Below are 20702 nucleotides of genomic sequence, written 5' to 3' on the forward strand. Positions count from 1 at the left end.
CTGGTGGGCAGCTCGGTGACGGAGGACAGACCCGCGGCAGTCTCCCGGGCCCGCCCGCGGTCCCGCTCCCGGTCGCGTACGGCCGACAGGCGGATGATCTCGCCGTGCACGAGCACGAGCAGGTCGGCCAGGCGCAGCCCGAGGGCCTGCGCGGCGGCGGCGATGACCTCGGACGAGGCTTCCTTCAGGCCGCGTTCGACCTCGGAGAGGTACGGCATGGAGATCCGCGCGGCGTCGGCGACGTCCTTCAACGTACGCTCCTGAGCCAACCGCTCCCGCCGCAGCACACCCCCGACGACCTGCCGCCAGAGGGGCTCGCGCCCGTCGGTCGCCTCGGGCGCGGGAGGGCGCAGGGGGAGGACGCGGGCGTGGCGGTGGGGCGCGTGGTCGGTCACCTTCTCAGCGTAGGCGGGTGCGGGGAGGAGGGAAGGGGCGGGCGATCTGCCTACGGCAGAATCGCCGAAGGCGAACGCGGCGGAGGACCGGACCGCAGACGGATCCCGAGCCCGTAGCAAGGCCCGGCAGGCCCACCGCGGCCGACGCGGAAACCTTGCCGGAGGGGGACTCACTGCCGCCCGTGGGCCTCCCGGGCGGCGTCTTCGACGCGCCGCCGGTAGGACTCCCACCAGGCGCGGTCGCCGTCGGTCAGGTTCTCGTTGCCCCGCCGCATCCCGGCGGCGCCGTCGACCAGCTCCCGGACGATGTCGGCGTGCCCGGCGTGCCGGTGGGTCTCGGCGAGCATGTGGACGAGAACCCGGTGCAGCGACACCTCGGCCCGCTCGCCCGGCCAGTGGGGCACGCGGCCGAGGTCGTCCAGTGCGAACGCCTTGATGGTGACGTCGGAGTGGGCGCAGGCACGCCCGTAGAGATGGACGAGGTCCTCGCGGGACTCGTCGGCGGTGGCCCACATGTCGACGTTGGGCACGTCGGCGTCGGCGCCGTCGAGCCAGGGCACGGACTCGCCGAAGGGGCGGCCGAAGGTGTCGCCGAAGTAGACGGTCTCGCAGCCGATCAGGTGCTTGACGAGCCCCAGCAGGTTGGTGGCGGTGGGCGTCAGCGGCCGCCGTACCTCGTACTCGGAGAGCCCGTCGAGCTTCCACAGCAGCGCGTCGCGGGCGGCCTGGAGGTAGCGGTGGAGGTCCGCCTTGGGATCGGTGTCGGCCATGCGCAAAGCATGGCACTGCACGGCAGCGCACCAGGGGATGGACCACACGCCCGCTCCCGGGGCACCGCGCGGTGGGACCGTAGGATCGGGGGCATGTACTTCTTCCACCTGCGCTAGGCGCCGTCGGCGAGTCGAGGGTGACCCGTCGCCGACGAGGCGGGGCGGCGTGGCGCCGTCCCGGGCCTTGGCGTGGGAGAAGACCATCATGCGCGACGACGCACTTTTCGTCGCTCGGTGCGCGCGCGGCCTGGAGCCGCAGTTGGCGACCGAGATCCTGCAACGCGAACTGGGCAGCATCACCGCGATCGGACACCGCACCGTGCACTTCCGGGCCTGGCGCCCGTACGACACGGGGGTCACGGGGCTGCGCACGGCGGACGACGTGTTCCTGCTGGGGGCGAAAGGGAGGGACATAGGAGGAAGAAGACCGTCCCTGCCGGAACTGGCGGACCTGGTACGGAAAGCAGCCCCGGAAAGACTCCTACACCACCGCACCACTCTGGTGCCTCAGGCGACGGGCGACGTGCCGGGGGTGGAAGTCTCGGCATCATTCCTGGGAAGGCGGAACTTCAACAGGTACGACGCGGAGGACGCGGTCGGAAATGAACTGGCGGCGCAACTCAAGGTGCCGTACCACCCGCGCCGCACAGGGGGCGCGCCCCCGCCGGACTACGCGCCGTGGCGCCTGACACTGGACGGCACCCGGGCAACACTGCTGCTCCGCATCACACCGCGCCCGCTCCACCGCCGCCCGTACAAGCAGTCGACCGTACCGGGAAGCCTGCACCCGCCGCTGGCGGCGGCGATGACGAGACTGGCGGACATCGGCCCGGGCCACACGGTCCTCGACCCCTGCTGCGGCGCGGGCACCCTGCTCATCGAGGCGGCACTGGCCCACCCGGAGGCGGCGCGCTACCAGGGCTACGACATCGACCCGACGGCACTGGCAGCGGCCCGCGCGAACAGAACGACGGCGTCGCTGGCCCGCATCCGCCTCCACAGGGCGGACGCGGGCAGGATCCCACTCCCCGACGCAACGGTGGACCGCATCGTGTGCAACCCCCCGTGGGGCACCCAGGTGGAGCCGAAGGCGCGCCTGGCGAAGACCCCCACGGCCTGCTGGCAGGAACTGTCCCGCCTCCTCACCCCCCAGGGCATCGCAGTACTCCTCCTCCCCACCCCAACGCCCTTGTCCCCAGCAATAGAAGCGGGCCTGCTCCCCACCCACACCCAACGCATACACCTGGCAGGCAGCCCCAGGTACGTGGTGAAACTGGAACGGCCAGGATGAAGGGACGCAGCGATCCCCCGGTGCGTGTGGAGTTCCGCGCCGGCCGGGACGGCTACGGCCGGGCGGGCTGGGCAGCCGACGTGATCCGGGACCGAGAGCAGCGCGAAGACGGCCGATGGCTCAAGATCCTGCCCGCCTACTCCACATCGGAGGAGGCCCACTGGATCCCCCAACACGACACCCGTGCCCTACCCAACCCGGCCTGACGACAAGTACGACGGCGTCGGGCCGCGTGCGCGGTGGCCGCAGCCGCAGTGCAGCCCGCGCAGTGAGATGCCCCAGGCACCGGAGCCGAATCGACTCTGAGTCTCCCCGACAGACTCACGTGCTGGGAGGCAGGGCACGGGTGCGACTGTCCAAGTCGCATGCGCCGTGCCCTGCCTCAGACGCTCACCACGCGATGGCGGCCACCGCCGGGCAACTTCGCGACACGCGCGCCCGCCGCAGCGGCACTCATGGTCAGCACACCCCACACCTTCAGCCCGTCAGCGGTATCGCTACGCCCCACGCCCACCCGCTCGTCGGCGGCGCGAAACGCGACGCGCAGGGAGCCATCGAGGCACCCCTGCGCCCGCCCCGCGGCCGTGGGTGTTCCCTTCTGCCGCCGCTACCGCGTGGGGCTTCGTCCCGCAGCCGTCCGCATACTCAGCGGCCTCGCGCAGGCCGGTGTCCTCGTCGTGGATCGTCTCGCCTGCCCAGGGCTGATGCCGTTCCTCGGTCATCCCCGTCCCACCAGATCCGCCCACACCCGCTTGCCCCAGGGCAGCGGCTCCGTGCCCCAGGCGTCGGCCAGTTCGCCCACGAGGGCGAGTCCGCGCCCGCCGTCGTCCTCAAGGGCTGACTCCCTGCGGACCGGGTGGGCCTGCGAGAAATCCACGACGCCTACGCGCACGCACGCCGTATCCGCCCGCTCGACGGTGACGCGGATGGACTCTCGCCGTGCGTGCCGGATCGCGTTCGTCACCAGCTCGGAGACCACCAGTGTGCTGTCGTCCGCCAAGTCCTCCAGGCCCCAGTCGGCGAGCGCCGCGCGGACCAGGCGCCGGGCGATGGCGGGGCTCTCGGGCTCGCGTGCCAGGGTCTTGCTGTGCCGTGGGTAGCTGTTGGGACGTACTCGCGTTGTGCGTTGCGGCATGTCGGTCCGCTTTCTCAGATCGGCCAAGCCACGGAGCCGGTCGTACGGTCGCCGGGGCGCTGTCCGTTCATGCAAGCGGCATGCCGGGGACGCTGACAGGGGCGTAACGTCCCACTTTCAGCAGGCTATTCGCCGACCCCCAAGAATTCTGCCAACGGCCGGAGGCCCGGCGGGTGGTTGGGGAGCGTCCAGAGGTCGCGCACGATGGCCACGGCCAGTGTGTGGTGCTGCATCCACGTCGGCGCCACACGCCGCAGTGACTCCAGAGTCTTCACCGCGCCGGCTGCGTCTCCGATGTCCGTGTGGGCTCGTGCTACGTCCAGCAGGAGCCACGTCCGCCAGGACGGCGGCGTGTCCTTGCTCAGCCGCATTCCCTTGGCCAGCGCCAGGGCATCCTGCGGGTGGCCGTACTGGACCGCGAGCCGGACACGTTCGATGCGTACCGAGGAAGGGCTGAAGACGCTCACCATGCGGTTGTCGCCACCGTCGGGCAGTTTCGCGACCCGGGCGGCTTCCTTCTCCGCCGTCTGCATCATCGCTGCCGCGCGCTCGTAGTGGCCGCTGCGCGCGGCCGAAGTCGCGGCACTCATGGTCAGCGCGCCCCACACCTTCAGCCCGTCAGCGGTGTCGGTACGACCCGCGTCCATCAGGTCGTCGGCGGCGCGGAGCGCGATGCTCAGGGCGTCTTCGAGGCGCCCCTGCCGCTGGTAGGTCCACGCTGTGGAGTTGACGATCATCGGTACGAGTAGCGGATCGTTGGACTGCTCCGCGGCATCTATCGCGCGCTCCAGGCTGATGAGAGCGAGGTCGGTCTTCCCCATGCGTACGGCGACGTGTCCGGCCAGTTGAAGCACTTTGCCCAGTGCGGCGAATGCGTCTTTGCGGTCGTCGTCGTCCCTCGACGCCGTGGCCCCGCGCGCATCCGAGATCAGGTCCGGCAGCGCCTTCATCACGGTGTCGAACTCGGCGGAGTGGTACTGCGTCCACCCCTCCGCGATCTGGTCGCGCAGCCCGTCCAGGGAGAAGCCGGATCCCTTCGGCTCCGGCTCCTGCTTCCAGAGCGCCGGCATGACGGCGCGGCGTACGGCGACGAACCGCGGCCCGTCGCTCTCGCCCGTGGACGCAACCGCAGGCGGGTCGCCCAAGAGCGTCGTCAGCTCCACGCCGAGACCGTTCGCCAGCGCGTGCAGGGTGGGGAGGCGTGCCGAGTGCTTCCGCCCCTGCTCAAGGTGACGGATCACATCAACGGACACACCGGAACGCTCGGCCAGGGCCTCTTGCGTCAGGGACGCCAGACGGCGGAGACGACGGAGGGTCCGCCCCAGCTCTTCGTTTGCCACGCTGTCACGGTACGCCCGGCCGGGGCTGCGATGAGCGCTGCCGTACGGCATGGGAAATCTGCCCCCCGGGGGGCGAGCTAGACGAGTCTCACGCCGTCATGCGCGCGCACGGCCGGCGGCGAAGCGGCGTCGAGAGCGTCCAGGACGCGGATCGCGTACGCCTCGTCGGCGAGTTCGGTGCGGGTGGCCCAGCGAAGGGCGTTGGTCTCGTCGCCGGTGGTCGGTGTGCCGTCGATGACCTTGCAGCGGAAGGCGAGCGAGACGATCAGGCCCGTCATGTTCTTGTACACGCCTGTGAGGGCGGCGGGGAGCGCGACCTTGAGACCCGTCTCCTCCAGGACCTCGCGCTGAAGCGCTTCGGGGATCGTCTCCCCGGGCTCAAGGACACCGCCGGGCGGCTCCCACTGGCCGTTGTCGCGGCGCTGGATGAGCAGGGCCCTGCCCCCGTCGTCGACGATGACTCCGGCGACGCTCACGGAGTGGGGGCGCTCTGCGGAACTCACGGTTCTCGATCCCCCCGGCTGTGCCCCTGACGGTGTCGTCGTGCGGCATGCGAAAAGCCCCGCAGGCGGTGTCCGCGGGGCTTTCGGTGGTGCGCGCTCGGCAGGATTCGAACCTGCAACCTTCTGATCCGTAGCTCAAGCCAGACCGGCCACCTGAGGTCATACGGGTAGCTTCACGGTCTCTGGCGGACACCACAGGGCGGCTAACGTTGCTGTGGTTGCTGTACTCCGCCGCTGTACTGCTGACTGGGAGGGTGACCCGGTCAAAGAGGATCTTCAGGGGGGGCACATGCATTGGTCGACGCTTCTGGCGACAGCCGTGGGTACGGTGCTTGGTGTTGTAGCTACCTTGGTTGCTGATCATGCCCGCTGGCGGCGCGAGAGATCGGAGCGAGATCGCGATGCGCTGCGCTGCGCACAGCCTTCACGGAGTACCTGGCGGCTCTCGCGGCAGCCAGGGATGCGTTCTCCCGGGCGGCGCCTTCCCCGGAACATGCAGGCAGGGGCCACGTAGCGATAGGCGAGCACGGCGTCTACGCGGCGCAGCAGCAACTGGAGCTGGCGGCCGAACGGACGCTCGTCGACAAGGCGCGTCACGCCACGCTCGCTGTACTCGACCTCTACGACGTGGTCGTTGCCGGCCACGACTCGGACTCCAGGGAGTACGTTCGTGCTTGGCGATCCGCCCGCCAGTCGCGGACAGCGCTGATCGAGGAGATGCGGAAGGCCCTACAGCGAACTTAAGGCGCCGGGAGACCACGAGACTATGAGCGTCCGGCTAAGTGTTGTGTCCGCGCAGTTCCCCGTGAGTCCCGCCTGATCGGGCACACCTACCGGTCGTCGAAGCAAGCCAGCCGTTCGGTGAGATGGCATCGCAGTCGACACTCAGCCGCTAGGAGCGTAGGCACGCTCGTGGAGATGTGCAGTGAGCCTTGGCTGAGGAGCCCGCGCGCGATGTGGACATACCTAGTTTCCACCGCCGTCAGCGTCGTGGACAGGACCCAGGTGGCCACAAGGCTGACCTGCGCAGATGGCTTCTGATCTACTAGTTTGGGACTTGGCAGTAGCTCGCTAGTAGTTGGGTGCGGGCTGTGTTGTGTTGCTCTGTGGGTGGGTGTTGCAGTGGGTGTGTGGGCAGTGTTGTTGGTGCGGTGTATGGGTTGCTGTGGGTGGCTGACCTGCGCAGATGGCTTCTGATCTACTAGTTTGGGACTTGGCAGTAGCTCGCTAGTAGTTAGGTCAACCGAGTGGATGAGGTTCAACCGATGAGGACGCCCTGCCAGGCGGGATTGCAGAGGTCTGCTGATGCAGCCACCGACCCGAAGGGCTTCTTGTCTGCCGAGAGCACCGCAACACGCCCCCGTGCCTCTATCGGTGCAACCCAGACCTCTAGCTGCCTTCAGGTCGGTAGTACCTTGCTTCAACAGGCTATTGGCCTACCAGCTCTGGGGCTTGACGTGCGGGCGTGCCGAGTCGACCACAGGCGTCACGGTGTACGAGTCGCACACCGGTCGAGCGTATGCGCTGTGACGGATCAACCTCGAACAAGGGAGGTGTTCACGTGAGACGGCCCATGCCTCCTCCTCCTGCAGATGAGACCATGCAACTCATTGTGAAGGCGGAGCCGGGAAAATTGGCGAGAATCCTCACCGCTCCAGGTGCCGGTCCCACCGACCCATATCTCCCTTGGGACAAGCTTCGCTATAAGAAGCCACCCAACGATCTTTCACACGAAGAGTGGTGGGCTGGGATCAAGCTTGCGCGGCGTAGAGTGCAGCGCACCCTTCCGCTTACAGACGTCAGTGGGAGGCCCTTTGTGTTTGCGCTTCCGGATGTCGTTCTCAAATCGCTGGAAGAAGTTAGTCGCGACGCCAGCGGAAAGATCACAATTAGTGAGCAGGTGACTAACCCGGCCACCCGTGACCGGTATCTCATCAATTCCTTGATCGAGGAGGCTATCAACTCAAGCCAACTGGAAGGAGCATCAACCAGTCGGAAAGTTGCTAAGGAGATGATTCGCACTCGCCGTCAGCCGCGCGATCGAGATGAACGTATGATCTATAACAACTATCAGGCGATGCGTATGGTCGGGGACCTGCGTAACGAGCGCCTGACGCCAGAGATGATTTGTGAAATCCATCGAGTGGTTACGGACGGTACTCTCGATAACCCAAGTGCAACCGGACGCTTCCAACTTCCTCAGGAGGACCGTGTTGGCGTCTGGCATGGGGATGAGCTGCTACATGCTCCGCCGGCTGCTGAAACCCTGCCCGCGCGGGTTCAGACACTGTGTGATTTCGCAAACGGAAAATTGGACGAAGTCTATATTCCTCCAGTTTTGCGTGCCATCACGGTTCATTTTATGATCGGGTATGACCATCCGTTTGAAGATGGAAATGGTCGAACCGCCAGGGCTTTGTTTTACTGGTCTATGCTGAATCAGGGGTATTGGCTGACTGAATACGTAGCCATCTCGCCTATTCTGAAAAATGCTCCCTCTAAGTATGCTCATAGCTACTTGCACTCAGAAGACGACGAAAATGACTTGACTTATTTTCATTTGTATCAATTGGGTGTCCTGGGAAGATCTATCACTCAACTGCATGCCTACCTGTTCGAGAAGGCGGAAGAGGTGCGCGAGCTGCAGCAGAACATCTCCGGGGCACAAAAGCTATTCAATCATAGGCAGATCGCTTTGCTGAATTACGCGTTGAAGAATCCCGGGACGTCGGTGACCGCCCAGTCTCACATGGCCAGTCATAACGTCGTCTATGAGACAGCCCGCCAAGATCTCATCGGCTTGGAAAGCTATGGACTGCTGCGGAAGAGTAAGAGTGGGCGCTCATTCAGTTGGACGCCAGTCGATGATCTGGGGCAGCGTTTGCGTGGGATGAATAGTGATGAGAAGTGATTCCACGCCCGTGTGAGACGGCTTCATGGAGTGCGCCGGATCGCCGCTCGGGGTGGCCGCCGCAGGAGGTCGGTGGAGCGGCTTTGGGCGGGAGCTGCCATGGGGTGGGAGATCATGGGGCCTTAAGCTGACCGGCGATTGGGCTGGTTGTGAACCTGCCCGGAATGGGCCAATGCGGCCCCATGATCTTAGGGCCCCGCCCCATGGTGGCTGCCTAAAGCCGCGGAGCCGGCCGGACCCGGCCATGAGCTGTTTTTCCTGAGTGGGCTCGCCACCGTTGTGCGGGCCGGTGGACCGGGGCGGAGCGGGGCGGAGACAGGAGCGGCGGCCCGGGGAGCCGGGCCGCGCGGCGAGCGGTAGCGAGCCGCCTTGAAGTCGTAGAGAAGGTTGTTACGCATGTGGCTCACATGCTGGTGTCTGCCTGCTGCGTTGCTGGGAGGTGGGGCATGGGTGTGACTGTCCAAGTCGCCTGCGTGGTGCGCTGTTTCAGCGTGAGCGTGTGGGACTTGCCCCCCGACAGTTCGCGGGCCGCCTCGGCTTGGCCGTGCTCGATCCAATGGCGGGCTTCACGGTAGGGCTCGTCGTCCATGCTGATCGCGACCATCATCAGCGTGGCCTTGAACCATCGCAGTGCTTCGTCAGTGCCGTGGGCGTTGAAGGCGGTCAACCGGCGCTCGTTGACATGGCACTCGCAGAGGAACCGGAGTGGTTCCGAGGGAGTTCGATGGCTCATCGGCGCTGCCCCCGCGTGCTCGGCCTCAAGCTGGCCGCCGGCCGCGCCTCCGGCTCCGTCGTGCCGGGGTCCAACTCGACCATGACCGTGTAGCCCTCGTCGTCCCCACTCACTTCCATCCGTCGGCCGAGCGATGAGACGAGCGTGAGTCCGCGGCCGTGGGTGTCCCCTTCTGTCGCAGCTACCGCGTGGGGCTTCGTCCGGCCGCCGCCGATGTCGGTGACGGCCAGTACGACCGATCCCGACGTGCGGAAGAGCGAGATGCGCATGCTTCCGCTCGCTGTCCCGCTGGCCGAGTGCATGAGAGCGTTCGTGCTCAGCTCGCTCACGATAAGTGCGGCCTCTTCCGCGCATCTGCTGTCGCCGAGTACGTCTCTCGTCCAGCGGCGGACACGGCCGACCTCTTCGGGAAGACCTGGGCAGGTGAGTTCCCAGATCCGACGTCTACTCGTATACTCGTCCATACAAGTTCCTTTATGCTGGTGGCCGCCATGGGTAGTGGGTTTGAGCTAGACGAGTCTCACGCCGTCATGCGCGCGCACGGCCGGCGGCGATGCGGCGTCGAGCGCGTCCAGGACGCGGATTGCGTAAGCCTCGTCGGCGAGTTCGGTGACCTGGTCGCGGGTGGCCCAGCGGAGGGCGTAGGTCTCGTCACCGGTGGTCGGTGTGCCGTCGATGGCTTTGCAGCGGAAGACGAGCGAGACGATCAGGCCGGTCATGTTCTTGTACACGCCGGTGAGGGTGGCAGGGAGGGCGATCTTGATGCCCGTCTCCTCCAGGACCTCGCGCTGAAGCGCTTCGGGGATCGTCTCCCTGGGCTCAAGGACTCCGCCGGGCGGTTCCCACTGGCCGTTGTCGCGGCGTTGGATGAGCAGGGCGCGGCCTTCGTCGTCGACGATGACTCCGGCGACGCTCACGGAGTGGGGGCGCTCTGCGGTACTCACGGTCCTGGGTCCCCTCGGCTGGCTAGGCTCTCCACCGTAGCAACAGCACTCAGCCTCTCGTCTAGATATCCAGAGGAGTATGCACATGGCGCCCGTTCCGTCCGGTGTTCTAGGGGCTGTCGACCCCACCAGCGATCGCGCCGTCTTCCGGCAGATCGCCGACCAGCTCCGGGAGGCCATCGACAGGGGCCGCTTCAAGGAGGGTTCCAAGCTGCCGTCCGAAGCGGAGCTTGTCGAGCACTTCGGCGTCTCGCGGATGACCGTTCGTAACTCGATCGGGGTTCTTCAGAGCGAGGGGCTGATCTCCGCCGAGCACGGGAAGGGCGTCTTCGTCCGGCCGCGGCCCCCGGTTCGGCGGCTCGCGTCCGACCGCTTCGCCCGGCGGCATCGAGATCAGGGCAAGTCCGCGTTCATCGTGGAGGCGGACGCGGCGGGCTCCCGGCCAGAGGTCGACAGTCTGGAAGTCAAGGAGGAGAAGCCCAGCCGCGACATCTCCGCCCGTCTGGGCTCGCCTCGCAAGGTCCTCGCTCGCCGCCGGCGTTACCTGCTTGACGGTCGCCCCGTCGAGTTCGCCGTCTCGTACCTCCCGCTCGACCTGGCGCGCGGTACGCGGATCGCCGAGCCGAACCCCGGCCCCGGTGGCATCTACGCCCGGCTGGAGGAGGCGGGGCACCGGCTTGACCACTTCGACGAGGAGGTGCGCGCCCGGATGCCCTCCCCGGGGGAGGCGAAGATGCTGCGGTTGGCGTCGGGTGTGCCCGTGATCCACCTGGTACGGACCGCGTATGACACCGAGGGGCGGGCCGTCGAAGTCTGCGACACCGTGATGGCCGCCGACGCCTACGTGCTCGCGTACCAACTGCCGGCGACCTGAGCTGACTTCGGAGGTCTCGATGCCGACAGGTGCGTCTTCGCGGACTCGTACACACCAAGAGGCATACTCGTATAGACGAGTGGGCAAGCTGTGTGTCACAGTGGTTCGCATCCCCGGCGCCGAGCCTCGGTTCGGTTGGGGCAACTTGTATAGACGACTAGGTGTCACAACGAAGAAGGAGAAGCACCTTGCGCACCATCCGAGTTGAGACCTCCGCCGCCACCATCCTCCTGACCGAAGCTCCCGAACCGAAGGTCCGCGACCGCCAGACCGGCGAGATCGCCAAGGACGCAACCAGCGGCGAGACGCTGATGAAGGTCGGCGTCGTCTACATCGACGAGGGCGAGTCCTCGCTGATCCACGTGACCGTTCCCGAGAGCGGCGTGAGCGAGGGACTTGCCCTCGGCGCCCCCGTCGCGCTTCCCGGCCTCGTTGCCCGCCCGTGGGAGTCCGTGTTCAACGGACAGCAGCGACACGGGATCGCCTACCGCGCCGCCGCCGTCACCCTGGGCGTCGTACCGGCCGGAGCGGCGGCCTGATGTCCGACCTATCGATGCTGATGGAGGTGGGCGGCCCGATAGCCGGGCTCGCTGGCGGGGTCGCCTACCTCCGGGCCCGGCACCCGGCGGCCTACTGGTCCACGGTCGGGATGCCGCTGTCCTCTGTGCGGCTGCTGGGCTCGTACGGCTCGGTCATGGAGTCGTGCGGCCTGACCGTCGAGCCGTCCCGCCTCCGCGTTCTGGCCGTACGGGCCACCACGCGGCGCGAAGTACGGCCCGTACCGCCCCGCCGTGGCCTCCTCCGGCCCACCTCGACCGGGCTGCGCGTCCGGCTCCGGCTCGCGCCGGGGCAGGAGCCCGCCGACCTGGCCGCGTCCGCCGAACGGCTCCGGCACGCTTGGGGCGTCCACTCCGTCTACGTACGGGAGATCAAACCCGGCGTCGTCGAACTGCGGCTCGTCGGCTTCGACGTGCTCCGCCGCGTACGGATGCCGCGCAAGGCGGGTGGCGGCTTCCTGCGGGTGCCCGTCGCACTGCGGGAGGACGCGACCGCCTTCTTACGGGACTTCCGCGCCATCCCGCACGAACTCGTGCTCGGAGCGACGCTCTCCGGCAAGTCCATGTACCTACGCCACCTGCTCACCGGCCTGGCCGGACAACCGGTCGCGCTCGCCGGAATCGACTGCAAACGCGGCGTCGAGCTGGCGCCCTTCGCGCCCCGGCTCTCCGCACTCGCCACCGACCCGGACCAGGCGGCCGAGCTGCTGCCCGCGCTCGTACGCGAGATGGAAGACCGCTACGACCTGATCAGGGCCCGGCAGGGCATCGCCCCGTCGACTCCCGACGAGGACATCACCTCGGACGTGTGGGGCCTGCCGGAGAGCGAACGGCCGGTGCCGATTGTCCTGTTCGTCGACGAGATCGCCGAACTCTTCCTCGTCGCGACGAGGAAGGACGAGGAACGGCGCGACGAGATGGTCACCCACCTCATCCGCCTCGCCCAGCTCGGCCGCGCCGCCGGCATCTACCTGGAGGTCTGCGGCCAGCGCTTCGGCGCCGAGCTGGGCAAGGGCGCCACCATGCTCCGCGCCCAGCTCACCGGCCGTGTCTGCCACCGAGTGAACGACGAGCCGTCCGCCAAGATGGCCCTCGGCGACATCGCCCCCGAAGCGGTCGGCGCCGCCTGCGCTATCGCGCCCGAACGGCCCGGCCTGGCCGTCGCCGGTGACACCTCCGGCGGCTGGTCCCGCATCCGTACGCCGTACCTCTCGCTGGCCGACGCCGCCGCGCGCTGCCGGGAGACAGCCGATCTGGTGCCCGAGCTGCCCACGCTGAAGCCCTTCCTACCCGACGTTCCGGTGAGCGGCTGACCCCACTCCCAACCCGGCTGGCGTGACCGATTCGCGCCGCGTCCCTACCCCTCCCATGCCTGAATCCGGAAGGAGACGACCCGTGCGTGACCGACTCGCCCGCGTCGACCCGGTGCTCGTACAGGCGGTCATCGCCGCCGCGTTGTCCTTCGCGCACCTGCACGATGTGGCGTCGGCCGCGGGACAGGACGGCTGGAAGGCGTGGGCCTACCCGGTCTCCGTCGACCTGCTCCTCGTCGCGGCCTGGCGACGCCTGCGCTCCGGGCGGGACAAGGCGGCGGCCTGGTGCTGGTTCCTCATCGCCCTTGCCGCCTCGCTCGGCGCCAACGTCGCGACGGCCGGAGTGCTCGACCTGAACGACGTGCCCGACTGGCTACGCATCCTCGTTGCCGGATGGCCGGCGCTCGCCTTCCTCGGCGGAACGCTCCTCGCACACAGCCCCGCCCCGAAGGCCGAGCCGGACGAAGCCGCGCCGGAACCGGCGCCCGTCGCCGAAGTCCCGAAGCCCGAGCTGCCCGCCGCTCCCGTACCGGCCGCCCTCGTCGAGCACGCCCGCAAGGTCGCCGCCGCCCACGAATCCCGCACCGGTACGCCCATCGACCCCGACACCCTCCGCGCCCGCCTCGGCGTCCCCGCACCGCTCGCCGACCGCATCGCCGCACAACTCACCTGACCCGAGAGGAGAACCGCCATGCCGCTCAACCGCCGCTTCCGCCGCGTGATCCGTATCGGCCCGGTCCAGGTCGGCACCGCCCCCGACCACCGGGGCCGCGAGAAGCACACCGCCGCCTGCACCGCCCCGCGCTGCGGATTCTCCGCCGACTACGACTCACGCGCCGCCGCCGAACTCGCCGCCCGTACGCACCGCTGCCCGGTGCGCTGAAAGGAGCACGTACGCCATGAACCTCGACCTGCCGCTCGTCGTCGTCCTCGGCCTCATCGCCTGGGGAGCCGTGAAGTTCCTCGGCGTCCGCCTCTGGATCGTCGTCGTGATCACCCTCTTCGGCTTCTACCTCGCCGACACCTTCATGGCCCCCGCCATCGACCACGGCACCCGCAACGGGGTCGAGGTCGTCAACGGAACCGACGACTGAGAGGAGCACAACCATGCTGTTCAAGCCCGAGCTGCCCCCGAACGCGCACACCCCGGTCGCCGCACCTCGTACGCACGAACCGACGCCCTGCTCCTGCCACCACGCCCCGCGCCGCCCGCTGCCCACGGTGAGCACCGGGGCCGTCGTCACCATCCTGGTCGGCGGCGTCGTCCTCACCGCGCTCCTGGCCGCCGTCGCGGTCTCGGCCGTGGCCGTCGCCGTGGCCGCCGTGGTCCTGCGCTCGCTCCTCAAGGACCGGCCTCACCAGCGCTGAACGGCCACCGGGGCGGCCCGATACCGCCAAGCATCCGCCGCCCCGGCCGCCTGCCCCTTCTCGACGAAGCCGAAAAGGAGACAGCCATCATCACCCGCCACAACCCCGCCCCGCTCGCCGAACTGGCCACTCTCGCACAAGGCGGCTCCCTGCCCTCCCTCGCACGACAGCTCTCCGGCCTGGACGGCTGTACCAATCCCGTACGCCTTGCCGGTCACCGCACCGAACACCGCGTCGACACGACAACAGGCGAGATCGGCCCGGCACTCCGCCGCCTCGACTCCGCCCAGATGCCCGCCGGTGACCTCCTGATCCGCTGCGGCAACCGCCGCACCACCCGATGCCCCGCCTGCGCTGAGACCTACCGCCGCGACACCTTCCACCTCATCACCGCCGGACTCCGCGGCGGCAAAGGCATCCCCGAAGACGTCACCTCACACCCGCGCGTCTTCGCCACCTTCACCGCCCCGAGCTTCGGCCCTGTCCACAACCGCCCCGGCACCCGCGCCTGCCGCTGCGGTCGCCGCCACGCACCCGACGACCCCACCCTCGGCACCCCGCTCGACCCCGACCGCTACGACTACGAAACCGCCGTCCTCTGGAACGCCCATGCGGGCATGCTCTGGCGCCGCTTCACCATCCATCTCCGCCGCGAGATCGCCCGCCGCGCCGGACTCACCCAACGCGCCTTCCCGCAGCACGCCCGCGTCTCCTTCGCCAAAGTCGCCGAGTACCAGAAGCGCGGCGCCGTCCACTTCCACGCCGTCGTACGCCTCGACGGCCCGGCCGGCGGCAACACCCCGCCCCCGCACTGGGCCACCGCCGAGCTGCTGACCGACGCCATCCAGGCGGCGACCTCCCGGGCGCTCGTACCGGGCCCGGTCCTCGACGGCCACGCCCACACCTTCGCCTTCGGCCCCCAGCTCGACATCCGCACCATCCACGGCCAAGAACTCGACGGCGACCAGGCCCTGACCGACCGCGCGGTCGCCGCGTACATCGCCAAGTACGCCACCAAGGGCGCCGAGACAGCGACCGGCACGTTAGATCACCGCTTGCGCTTCATCGCCGAGCTAGGGCACCTCGGCGTGCCCCCGCACGCCGAACGCCTCATCCGTACCGCCTGGGCCCTCGGCGCCCGCAGAGACCTCGCCCATCTCCGCCTCCGCGCCTGGGCGCACATGCTCGGCTTCCGCGGCCACTTCTCCACCAAGACCCGCCGCTACTCCACCACCCTCGGCGCCCTCCGCGCCGCCCGCGCCGAATGGCGTCGTCTGCAAGCCGCGATCGCCCGCGGCGACAACCCACAGCCTGTGGACGGCCCCGACGACGAAACCACCCTCGTCCTCGCCCACTGGACCTACACCGGCACCGGCCTCACCCCCACCGAAGCCTGGCTATCCGCCTCCCTCGCCCTGGAAGGAGCCAACTCCCGATGAGAACCGCGACGATCAAACCGAAGTGGCACACCACGGCCGAAGTGGCCGCCATGCTCGGTTTTCGGCCTGTCCAAGACGAAGATGCTCGTTCTCACGGGCGAGATCCGCTCCGTCAAGGTCGGCCGCAACCGACGCATCCTCCCCGCCTGGGTCGACGAGTACGTGAACCGCTGCGCCGAGGAAGCCGAGAGGTGGACGGCATGAGCGGCAAGCGTGCCAACGGCGAAGGTTCCATCTACCCCTACAAGAACGGCTACGCGGCCTATGTCTGGGTCACCAAGCCGGACGGCAAACGGGCCCGGAAGTACGTGTACGGCAAGACGCGCGCCCTGGTCCACGAGAAGTGGCTCAAGGCTCACGCCGACGCCAAGAAAGGCCCGGTGGCCACCCGGCACCGCACCCTCGCGGCCTTCCTCGACTACTGGCTTGAGTCGATCGTGAAGCCCAACCTCGCCCCGCTGTCGTACGTCTCGTACGAGGGCTCCGTGCGGCTCTACATCGCCGCGCACCTGGGCGGGAAGCGGCTCGACAGGCTGACCGTCCGCGACGTCCGTGAGTGGCTGACCAAGCTGGCGACGATCTGCCAGTGCTGCGCGCAGGACAAGGACACGAGACGCAAGCCTTCGCGTCGGCGCTGCTGCGCGATCGGGGAGTGCTGCGAGTCGTACCCGTCCCGCCGGGTGATCCAGGCGTCACGCGATGCCCTGCGGGCCGCCCTGACACACGCCGTCGCCGAGGAGGAGATCGGCAAGAACGTCGCGTCGCTCGTGAAGGTGCCCAAGCCGCGCCGCCGCCGGATCAAGCCGTGGTCCGTCGCCGAAGCCGGCCGCTTCCTCACGACGCCGCCGCTCGGGACGACCACCTCTTTGCCGCGTGGGTCCTCGTCCTGTGCCTCGGTCTGCGTCGCGGTGAGGTGTTGGGCCTGACGTGGAAGTCCGTGGACCTGGGCACCGGGGAGCTGTACGTGGATCACCAGATCCAGCGGGCCGGGCGCCGGATCCTGCACCGCGAGACCAAGACGGAGGACTCGGACGACTTCCTGCCTCTGCCCGCGCTGTGCGTCAAGGCACTGCGCATGCGTTACGCACAGCAGGCCGGCGACCGGAAGGCGGCCGGGGAGCTGTGGCAGGACAGCCGCGGGCTCATCTTCACGACCAAGTACGGCACCCCTATCGAGCCGGGGAACCTCACCCGCATGTTCGCCCTCCGCGCCCGCCGCGCCGGCCTCCGCGTCATCCCGTTGCGGAACACCCGGCACACGTGCAGCTCGCTGCTGGTCGCCCTCAAGGTGCACCCGAAGGTGGCGCAGCGGATCCTCCGGCACTCACAGATCGCGATGACGATGGAGGTCTACGCCGAGGCGAGCGACGAAGCGGTACGGGCCGCGATCGGGAAGCTGTCGGACGCCATGGGCGGTACCGGCTGACCTGTTGCTGTACTTCGCTGCTGTACAGGCATGAGAAAAGCCCCGCAGATGTCGTCTGCGGGGCTTCTACCTGTGCGCGCTCGGCAGGATTCGAACCTGCAACCTTCTGATCCGTAGTCAGATGCTCTATCCGTTAAGCTACGAGCGCCCGCTTTCGGGCGTTAACGGCCCTGCTGCGTTGCGGGCACAACCTTACATGACCCTCCGCGCCAGGTGAAATCCGATTCCCTCGCCCCCTCTGACCTGCTCGGGGACCCGGCGCGGGGGGTCTCGCCCCGGGCCTTCAGCCCTTGGTCCCGGGGAGGGTGGAGAGGGCGCCTGCGAAGTCTCCTACGGTCAGCGGGGTCAGGCCCGCGCTGCCCGGGGTGCCATCGGTGTCGCCCGTGGGGGCTGTGCCGCTGTTGCCGGGGGCGCCCTCGGGTTCGCCCTGGGGGGCCAGGCCCGCGCCGCCGGGGGCGCCTGAGCTGTCGCCGGCTGTTGCGGTGGCCGTGCCTGCGGCTGCCGCGGTCGTCGTCAGCAGGGCGATCGCCGCTGCTCGTGCCGCAGCCTTCTTGATCCTCATACGGGTTCCTGCGTCGGTCGGGAGCGTTTCCTCGACCGTCGCGCGTCCGTCCTTCGCGCCACCAGGTGTTTCGGGCGTCGTCGAATCTACCCGGAGGGGAGTGAGGGGGGTTGCGGGTCTGGCTCGGACATGGTTCAGGGAGTCCACACCACGTGCCGTGAACTCCCTGGTCCGATGGCGGAGGCGGAGGGATTTGAACCCTCGATGGGGGGTAAACCCCAAACCGCATTAGCAGTGCGGCGCCATAGACCAGACTAGGCGACGCCTCCCGCACACCTGCCGGTCAAGCAGGTGTGTGCAGATGATGGCACAGGCGGCGGGGCCGCTGCCAATCGCACCTACCGTACCGGTCACCGGGCCGCCGGGGCAAAGCCCTTGTCGGGGTGCGGGGTCGGGGCGAAGGGGAGGAGGCGGGGCGGAGCGGGCATAGCATCGGTGTACGGGCCGTTTCGGTTCGTAGGCCGATGGTCACGATGCGACAGCACCGCTGGGAGGCGCACGATGGCGTACGTCCGCCGCAAGGTCCGCGGCGCCCGCGTGAGCATCTGGCTCACCGGGCGGGCGAAGGGGCGGCGCCGGGGGTACGCGCCCGCCGTGGGGGAGGCCGACGGGCTGGATCTGGGGAAGATCGTCGAGGCCACCGTGCGGTTGCTCGACGGCGAGGGGCTGGGGCGGCTGTCGATGCGCCGGCTCGCCGCCGAGCTGGGCGTCACGGCCATGTCCGTCTACTGGTACGTCGACACCAAGGACGAGCTCCTGGAGCTGGCCCTCGACCACGCCTACGCCGAGCTGGACCTCCCCGCCGAGGACGATGGCGACTGGGTCGCGCAGCTCCGCCGGCTCGCGCACGAGCACCGGCGCATCCTCGTCGCCCACCCCTGGGTCTCCCGCCTCGCCGGCGAGTACCTGAACGTCGGGCCCCGCGCCGTGGCCTGCGTCGCCGCCGCGCAGCGGGCGATGCGCCGGGCCGGGTTGCCGGAGGAGGCGCTGACGGGCGGGCTGTCGCTGCTGTTTCCGTTCTCGTACGGGTTCGGGGGCGCCGGCGGGCGGCTGGCGGAGCTGTGCCGGGCGGCGGGGGTGACGGAGGACGAGTGCTACGGCGAGTTCGTACGGACGCTGCGGGAGCATCCCGAGTACGTGCAGCCGCCGGCGGCTGCCGCTCCGGTGCAGGCGGTCGGGCCGCCGGCGGCCGTCGCGCCGATACCGGCCGTGCTGCCCGCCGGGCACGAGCAGCGCGACCGCGACTTCAACTTCGCCCTGGAGTGCGTCCTCGCCGGCATGGCCGCCATGCGTGATCGTGTCGCCGAGCAGGTCCGGCCCACCATCACCCCGGCGTGAGTGCTGCCTAGACCCGCGCCTTCGCCGGTGTCTCCCTGCGCTCCGGCGGGCCCGCCTGCTGGAGGCCGCTGCGCGTCCGCAGCGCCACCTCCTTGATGCACGCGACCATCACGAACGCGAGCAGCGCCGCCGGGGCCGCGTACAGGAAGATGTCCGCCAGCCCGTGCCCGTACGAGCTCTCCACCACCGTCCGCACCGGCACCGGCAGCTCCGCGAGGTTCGGGATCGCCGTGCCGTCGCCGCCCGCCTCGCTCGCGGCGCGGGCCGGCGGGATGCCGAGGCCGGTGAGGCCGTCGCGCATGTAGCCGGAGATGCGGCCGCCGAGGACGGCGCCGAGGGCGGAGACGCCGACCGCGCCGCCCAGGGAGCGGAAGAACGCGACCGCCGAGCTGGCGGCGCCGAGGTCGGCGGGGTCGACCTGGTTCTGGGTGCACAGGACGAGGTTCTGCATCATCATGCCGATGCCCGTGCCGAGGGCTGCCATGTAGATCGCGATGTGCCAGTACGGGGTGTCGTAGCGCATGGTGCCCAGCAGGCTCAGCCCCGAGGTGAGCAGCAGCCCGCCGGCGACGAGCCAGACCTTCCAGCGGCCGGTGCGGGTGATGACCCACCCGGAGATCGTCGAGGCCAGGAAGATCCCCATGATCATGGGGATGGTCAGCAGGCCCGACTTCGTCGGGGACTCGCCGCGGGCGAGCTGGAAGTACTGGCTGAGGAAGACCGTCGCGCCGAACATCGCGATGCCGACGAAGAGGGACGCGAGCGAGGCGAGGGCGATGGTGCGGTTGCGGAAGAGGCGCAGCGGGAGGACGGGCTCCGGCACCCAGGTCTCGACCCACAGGAACGCGAGCCCGAGCGCGATCGCGCCGCCGGTCATCGCGAACGTCTGCCAGGACAGCCACGCGTACGACTCCCCCGCCAGGGTGACCCAGATCAGCAGCAGCGAGACGGAGGAGCTCATCAGCACGGCGCCGCGCCAGTCGATCGACACCTTCCGGCGCACCACCGGCAGCCGCAGGGTCTTCTGCAGGACGACGAGCGCGAGGATGGCGAACGGGATGCCGATGTAGAAGCACCAGCGCCAGCCCAGCCAGCTGGTGTCGGTGATCACGCCGCCGAGGACGGGGCCGCCGACGGTGGCGACGGCGAAGGTGGCGCCGAGGTAGCCGCTGTAACGGCCGCGTTCGCGGGGGGAGATCATCGCGGCGAGGATGATCTGCGCGAGGGCGCTGAGGCCGCCGACGCCGATGCCCTGGACGACGCGGCAGGCGATGAGCATGCCCGTGCTCTGGCTGAGGCCGGCGACGATCGAGCCGGCGACGTAGATCACGAGGGCGAGCTGGACCAGGAACTTCTTGCTGGCGAGGTCGGCGAGCTTGCCCCAGAGGGGGGTGGAGGCGGTCATCGCGAGGAGGGCGGCGGTGACGACCCAGCTGTACGCGCTCTGCGTGCCGTCGAGGTCCGCGATGATCCGGGGGAGGGCGTTGCTGACGATGGTCGAGGAGAGGATGGCCACGAACATGCCGAGCAGCAGGCCGGAGAGGGCCTCCAGTATCTGCCGGTGAGTCATGCCGGGAGATTCGACTTTAGTTTGTTGCACTAAGCAACTGTATGACGAATGGTTGCCGAAGGCAATCGAAGCCGGGGCGGCGGGGGCGCCGGCGGGCGGAAGGGGGCCTTCCCCCCGCTGACAGGCGTCCGGGGCGTTCGCTAGTGTCCTGCTCCATGGCTCACAATCCGCAAGGTCAACAGCCCGATCCCAACTACGACCCGGCCGGGAACACGCAGATGTTCCGCGCCTTC

At 68.9% G+C, this 20702-nt stretch carries 23 protein-coding genes, 2 tRNA genes and 2 pseudogenes; 14 read left to right on the plus strand and 13 right to left on the minus strand.

Annotated elements, in window-relative coordinates:
- Positions 1 to 395: helix-turn-helix domain-containing protein (locus tag H5J30_RS02965; protein ID WP_309505412.1), on the minus strand; the 395-nt coding region annotated here is incomplete at its 3' end.
- Between the two features lie 170 nt (positions 396 to 565).
- Positions 566 to 1165 (minus strand): DinB family protein, encoded by a 600-nt coding sequence (locus H5J30_RS02970; protein ID WP_181785571.1) that lies wholly within the window; start codon positions 1163 to 1165, stop codon positions 566 to 568.
- Positions 1166 to 1370: 205 nt separating this feature from the next.
- Between H5J30_RS02970 and H5J30_RS02975 the strand changes: the two genes are divergently transcribed.
- Entirely contained in the window at positions 1371 to 2456 is a 1086-nt protein-coding gene (locus H5J30_RS02975; protein ID WP_181785572.1) for a methyltransferase domain-containing protein, read from the plus strand.
- On the plus strand, positions 2453 to 2662 hold the full coding sequence (locus tag H5J30_RS02980) for a hypothetical protein (RefSeq protein WP_181785573.1): 210 nt from the start codon (positions 2453 to 2455) through the stop codon (positions 2660 to 2662). The genes H5J30_RS02975 and H5J30_RS02980 overlap by 4 nt, the downstream gene beginning before the upstream one ends.
- A 512-nt stretch (positions 2663 to 3174) precedes the next feature.
- On the opposite strand, the gene H5J30_RS02985 is transcribed toward H5J30_RS02980, so the two are convergent.
- From H5J30_RS02985 to H5J30_RS03000, 4 genes are all read right to left on the minus strand, one after another.
- Positions 3175 to 3591 (minus strand): ATP-binding protein, encoded by a 417-nt coding sequence (locus tag H5J30_RS02985; protein ID WP_181785574.1) that lies wholly within the window; start codon positions 3589 to 3591, stop codon positions 3175 to 3177.
- Positions 3592 to 3716: 125 nt separating this feature from the next.
- On the minus strand, positions 3717 to 4931 hold the full coding sequence (locus tag H5J30_RS02990) for a helix-turn-helix domain-containing protein (RefSeq protein ID WP_181785575.1): 1215 nt from the start codon (positions 4929 to 4931) through the stop codon (positions 3717 to 3719).
- A 77-nt stretch (positions 4932 to 5008) separates the two neighbouring features.
- Positions 5009 to 5407 carry an NUDIX hydrolase gene (locus H5J30_RS02995; RefSeq protein ID WP_181785586.1) on the minus strand — a complete coding sequence of 133 codons (399 nt, stop codon included), beginning with the start codon at positions 5405 to 5407 and terminating at the stop codon, positions 5009 to 5011.
- Between the two features lie 387 nt (positions 5408 to 5794).
- Positions 5795 to 6079 carry a hypothetical protein gene (locus H5J30_RS03000; RefSeq protein ID WP_181785576.1) on the minus strand — a complete coding sequence of 95 codons (285 nt, stop codon included), beginning with the start codon at positions 6077 to 6079 and terminating at the stop codon, positions 5795 to 5797.
- A gap of 916 nt (positions 6080 to 6995) precedes the next feature.
- On the opposite strand from H5J30_RS03000, the gene H5J30_RS37385 reads away from it, so the two are divergent.
- Positions 6996 to 8345, plus strand: coding sequence for a Fic family protein (locus tag H5J30_RS37385; RefSeq protein WP_220188473.1), 1350 nt, complete (start codon positions 6996 to 6998; stop codon positions 8343 to 8345).
- Positions 8346 to 8748: 403 nt separating this feature from the next.
- On the opposite strand, the gene H5J30_RS03010 is transcribed toward H5J30_RS37385, so the two are convergent.
- From H5J30_RS03010 to H5J30_RS03020, 3 genes are all read right to left on the minus strand, one after another.
- Positions 8749 to 9012, minus strand: coding sequence for a hypothetical protein (locus tag H5J30_RS03010; protein ID WP_258563060.1), 264 nt, complete (start codon positions 9010 to 9012; stop codon positions 8749 to 8751).
- 62 nt (positions 9013 to 9074) lie between these two features.
- Positions 9075 to 9542, minus strand: coding sequence for an ATP-binding protein (locus H5J30_RS03015; RefSeq protein WP_181785578.1), 468 nt, complete (start codon positions 9540 to 9542; stop codon positions 9075 to 9077).
- A gap of 45 nt (positions 9543 to 9587) precedes the next feature.
- Positions 9588 to 9995 carry an NUDIX hydrolase gene (locus H5J30_RS03020; RefSeq protein ID WP_181785588.1) on the minus strand — a complete coding sequence of 136 codons (408 nt, stop codon included), beginning with the start codon at positions 9993 to 9995 and terminating at the stop codon, positions 9588 to 9590.
- A gap of 112 nt (positions 9996 to 10107) precedes the next feature.
- On the opposite strand from H5J30_RS03020, the gene H5J30_RS03025 reads away from it, so the two are divergent.
- The 10 genes and pseudogenes from H5J30_RS03025 (at position 10108) to H5J30_RS03070 (ending at position 16999) form a co-directional block, all read left to right on the plus strand.
- Complete coding sequence (locus tag H5J30_RS03025; protein WP_018841163.1) at positions 10108 to 10896, plus strand: GntR family transcriptional regulator; 789 nt, start codon at positions 10108 to 10110, stop codon at positions 10894 to 10896.
- Between the two features lie 188 nt (positions 10897 to 11084).
- Positions 11085 to 11435: an SCO3933 family regulatory protein gene (locus H5J30_RS03030; RefSeq protein ID WP_026276764.1), complete on the plus strand. Its 351-nt coding sequence runs from the start codon at positions 11085 to 11087 to the stop codon at positions 11433 to 11435.
- Positions 11435 to 12766, plus strand: coding sequence for an FtsK/SpoIIIE domain-containing protein (locus H5J30_RS03035; RefSeq protein WP_181785579.1), 1332 nt, complete (start codon positions 11435 to 11437; stop codon positions 12764 to 12766). The genes H5J30_RS03030 and H5J30_RS03035 overlap by 1 nt, the downstream gene beginning before the upstream one ends.
- Before the next feature lie 82 nt (positions 12767 to 12848).
- Positions 12849 to 13439, plus strand: coding sequence for a DUF2637 domain-containing protein (locus H5J30_RS03040; protein ID WP_181785580.1), 591 nt, complete (start codon positions 12849 to 12851; stop codon positions 13437 to 13439).
- An 18-nt stretch (positions 13440 to 13457) separates the two neighbouring features.
- Positions 13458 to 13649, plus strand: a complete 192-nt coding sequence (locus H5J30_RS03045; RefSeq protein ID WP_181785581.1) for a mobile element transfer protein — start codon at positions 13458 to 13460, stop codon at positions 13647 to 13649.
- A gap of 16 nt (positions 13650 to 13665) precedes the next feature.
- Positions 13666 to 13860, plus strand: a complete 195-nt coding sequence (locus H5J30_RS03050) for a hypothetical protein (protein ID WP_018851935.1) — start codon at positions 13666 to 13668, stop codon at positions 13858 to 13860.
- Between the two features lie 13 nt (positions 13861 to 13873).
- On the plus strand, positions 13874 to 14134 hold the full coding sequence (locus H5J30_RS03055) for a SpdD protein (protein ID WP_181785582.1): 261 nt from the start codon (positions 13874 to 13876) through the stop codon (positions 14132 to 14134).
- Between the two features lie 149 nt (positions 14135 to 14283).
- Positions 14284 to 15573: a replication initiator gene (locus H5J30_RS03060; RefSeq protein WP_181785589.1), complete on the plus strand. Its 1290-nt coding sequence runs from the start codon at positions 14284 to 14286 to the stop codon at positions 15571 to 15573.
- Positions 15570 to 15777: pseudogene (locus H5J30_RS03065) on the plus strand (excisionase family DNA-binding protein). The gene H5J30_RS03060 and the pseudogene H5J30_RS03065 overlap by 4 nt, the downstream one beginning before the upstream one ends.
- Positions 15774 to 16999 (plus strand): annotated as a pseudogene (locus H5J30_RS03070) (site-specific integrase). The pseudogenes H5J30_RS03065 and H5J30_RS03070 overlap by 4 nt, the downstream one beginning before the upstream one ends.
- A 75-nt stretch (positions 17000 to 17074) precedes the next feature.
- On the opposite strand, the gene H5J30_RS03075 reads toward H5J30_RS03070, so the two are convergent.
- The 3 genes from H5J30_RS03075 to H5J30_RS03085 form a co-directional block, all read right to left on the minus strand.
- Positions 17075 to 17147, minus strand: a tRNA-Arg gene (locus H5J30_RS03075).
- A gap of 135 nt (positions 17148 to 17282) precedes the next feature.
- Positions 17283 to 17561, minus strand: a complete 279-nt coding sequence (locus H5J30_RS03080; protein WP_181785583.1) for a hypothetical protein — start codon at positions 17559 to 17561, stop codon at positions 17283 to 17285.
- A 175-nt stretch (positions 17562 to 17736) separates the two neighbouring features.
- Positions 17737 to 17830, minus strand: a tRNA-Ser gene (locus H5J30_RS03085).
- A 232-nt stretch (positions 17831 to 18062) separates the two neighbouring features.
- On the opposite strand from H5J30_RS03085, the gene H5J30_RS03090 reads away from it, so the two are divergent.
- Positions 18063 to 18899, plus strand: coding sequence for a TetR/AcrR family transcriptional regulator (locus H5J30_RS03090; protein ID WP_181785584.1), 837 nt, complete (start codon positions 18063 to 18065; stop codon positions 18897 to 18899).
- A gap of 7 nt (positions 18900 to 18906) precedes the next feature.
- Here the strand turns inward: H5J30_RS03090 and H5J30_RS03095 are convergent, their stop codons facing one another.
- Positions 18907 to 20469: an MDR family MFS transporter gene (locus H5J30_RS03095; protein ID WP_181785585.1), complete on the minus strand. Its 1563-nt coding sequence runs from the start codon at positions 20467 to 20469 to the stop codon at positions 18907 to 18909.
- Between the last annotated feature and the right edge of the window lie 233 nt (positions 20470 to 20702).

The organism is Streptomyces phytophilus (genome assembly GCF_013870535.1).
Lineage (GTDB): Bacteria > Actinomycetota > Actinomycetes > Streptomycetales > Streptomycetaceae > Streptomyces > Streptomyces phytophilus.

Bases quoted from the DNA above. Each gene is read 5' to 3' on its own strand.
- H5J30_RS02970 (WP_181785571.1), bottom strand. From the start codon at position 1,165: ATGGCCGACACCGATCCCAAGGCGGACCTCCACCGCTACCTCCAGGCC.
- H5J30_RS02975 (WP_181785572.1), top strand. From the start codon at position 1,371: ATGCGCGACGACGCACTTTTCGTCGCTCGGTGCGCGCGCGGCCTGGAG.
- H5J30_RS02980 (WP_181785573.1), top strand. From the start codon at position 2,453: ATGAAGGGACGCAGCGATCCCCCGGTGCGTGTGGAGTTCCGCGCCGGC.
- H5J30_RS02985 (WP_181785574.1), bottom strand. From the start codon at position 3,591: ATGCCGCAACGCACAACGCGAGTACGTCCCAACAGCTACCCACGGCAC.
- H5J30_RS03015 (WP_181785578.1), bottom strand. From the start codon at position 9,542: ATGGACGAGTATACGAGTAGACGTCGGATCTGGGAACTCACCTGCCCA.
- H5J30_RS03025 (WP_018841163.1), top strand. From the start codon at position 10,108: ATGGCGCCCGTTCCGTCCGGTGTTCTAGGGGCTGTCGACCCCACCAGC.
- H5J30_RS03035 (WP_181785579.1), top strand. From the start codon at position 11,435: ATGTCCGACCTATCGATGCTGATGGAGGTGGGCGGCCCGATAGCCGGG.
- H5J30_RS03045 (WP_181785581.1), top strand. From the start codon at position 13,458: ATGCCGCTCAACCGCCGCTTCCGCCGCGTGATCCGTATCGGCCCGGTC.
- H5J30_RS03050 (WP_018851935.1), top strand. From the start codon at position 13,666: ATGAACCTCGACCTGCCGCTCGTCGTCGTCCTCGGCCTCATCGCCTGG.
- H5J30_RS03055 (WP_181785582.1), top strand. From the start codon at position 13,874: ATGCTGTTCAAGCCCGAGCTGCCCCCGAACGCGCACACCCCGGTCGCC.
- H5J30_RS03080 (WP_181785583.1), bottom strand. From the start codon at position 17,561: ATGAGGATCAAGAAGGCTGCGGCACGAGCAGCGGCGATCGCCCTGCTG.
- H5J30_RS03090 (WP_181785584.1), top strand. From the start codon at position 18,063: ATGGCGTACGTCCGCCGCAAGGTCCGCGGCGCCCGCGTGAGCATCTGG.
- H5J30_RS03095 (WP_181785585.1), bottom strand. From the start codon at position 20,469: ATGACTCACCGGCAGATACTGGAGGCCCTCTCCGGCCTGCTGCTCGGC.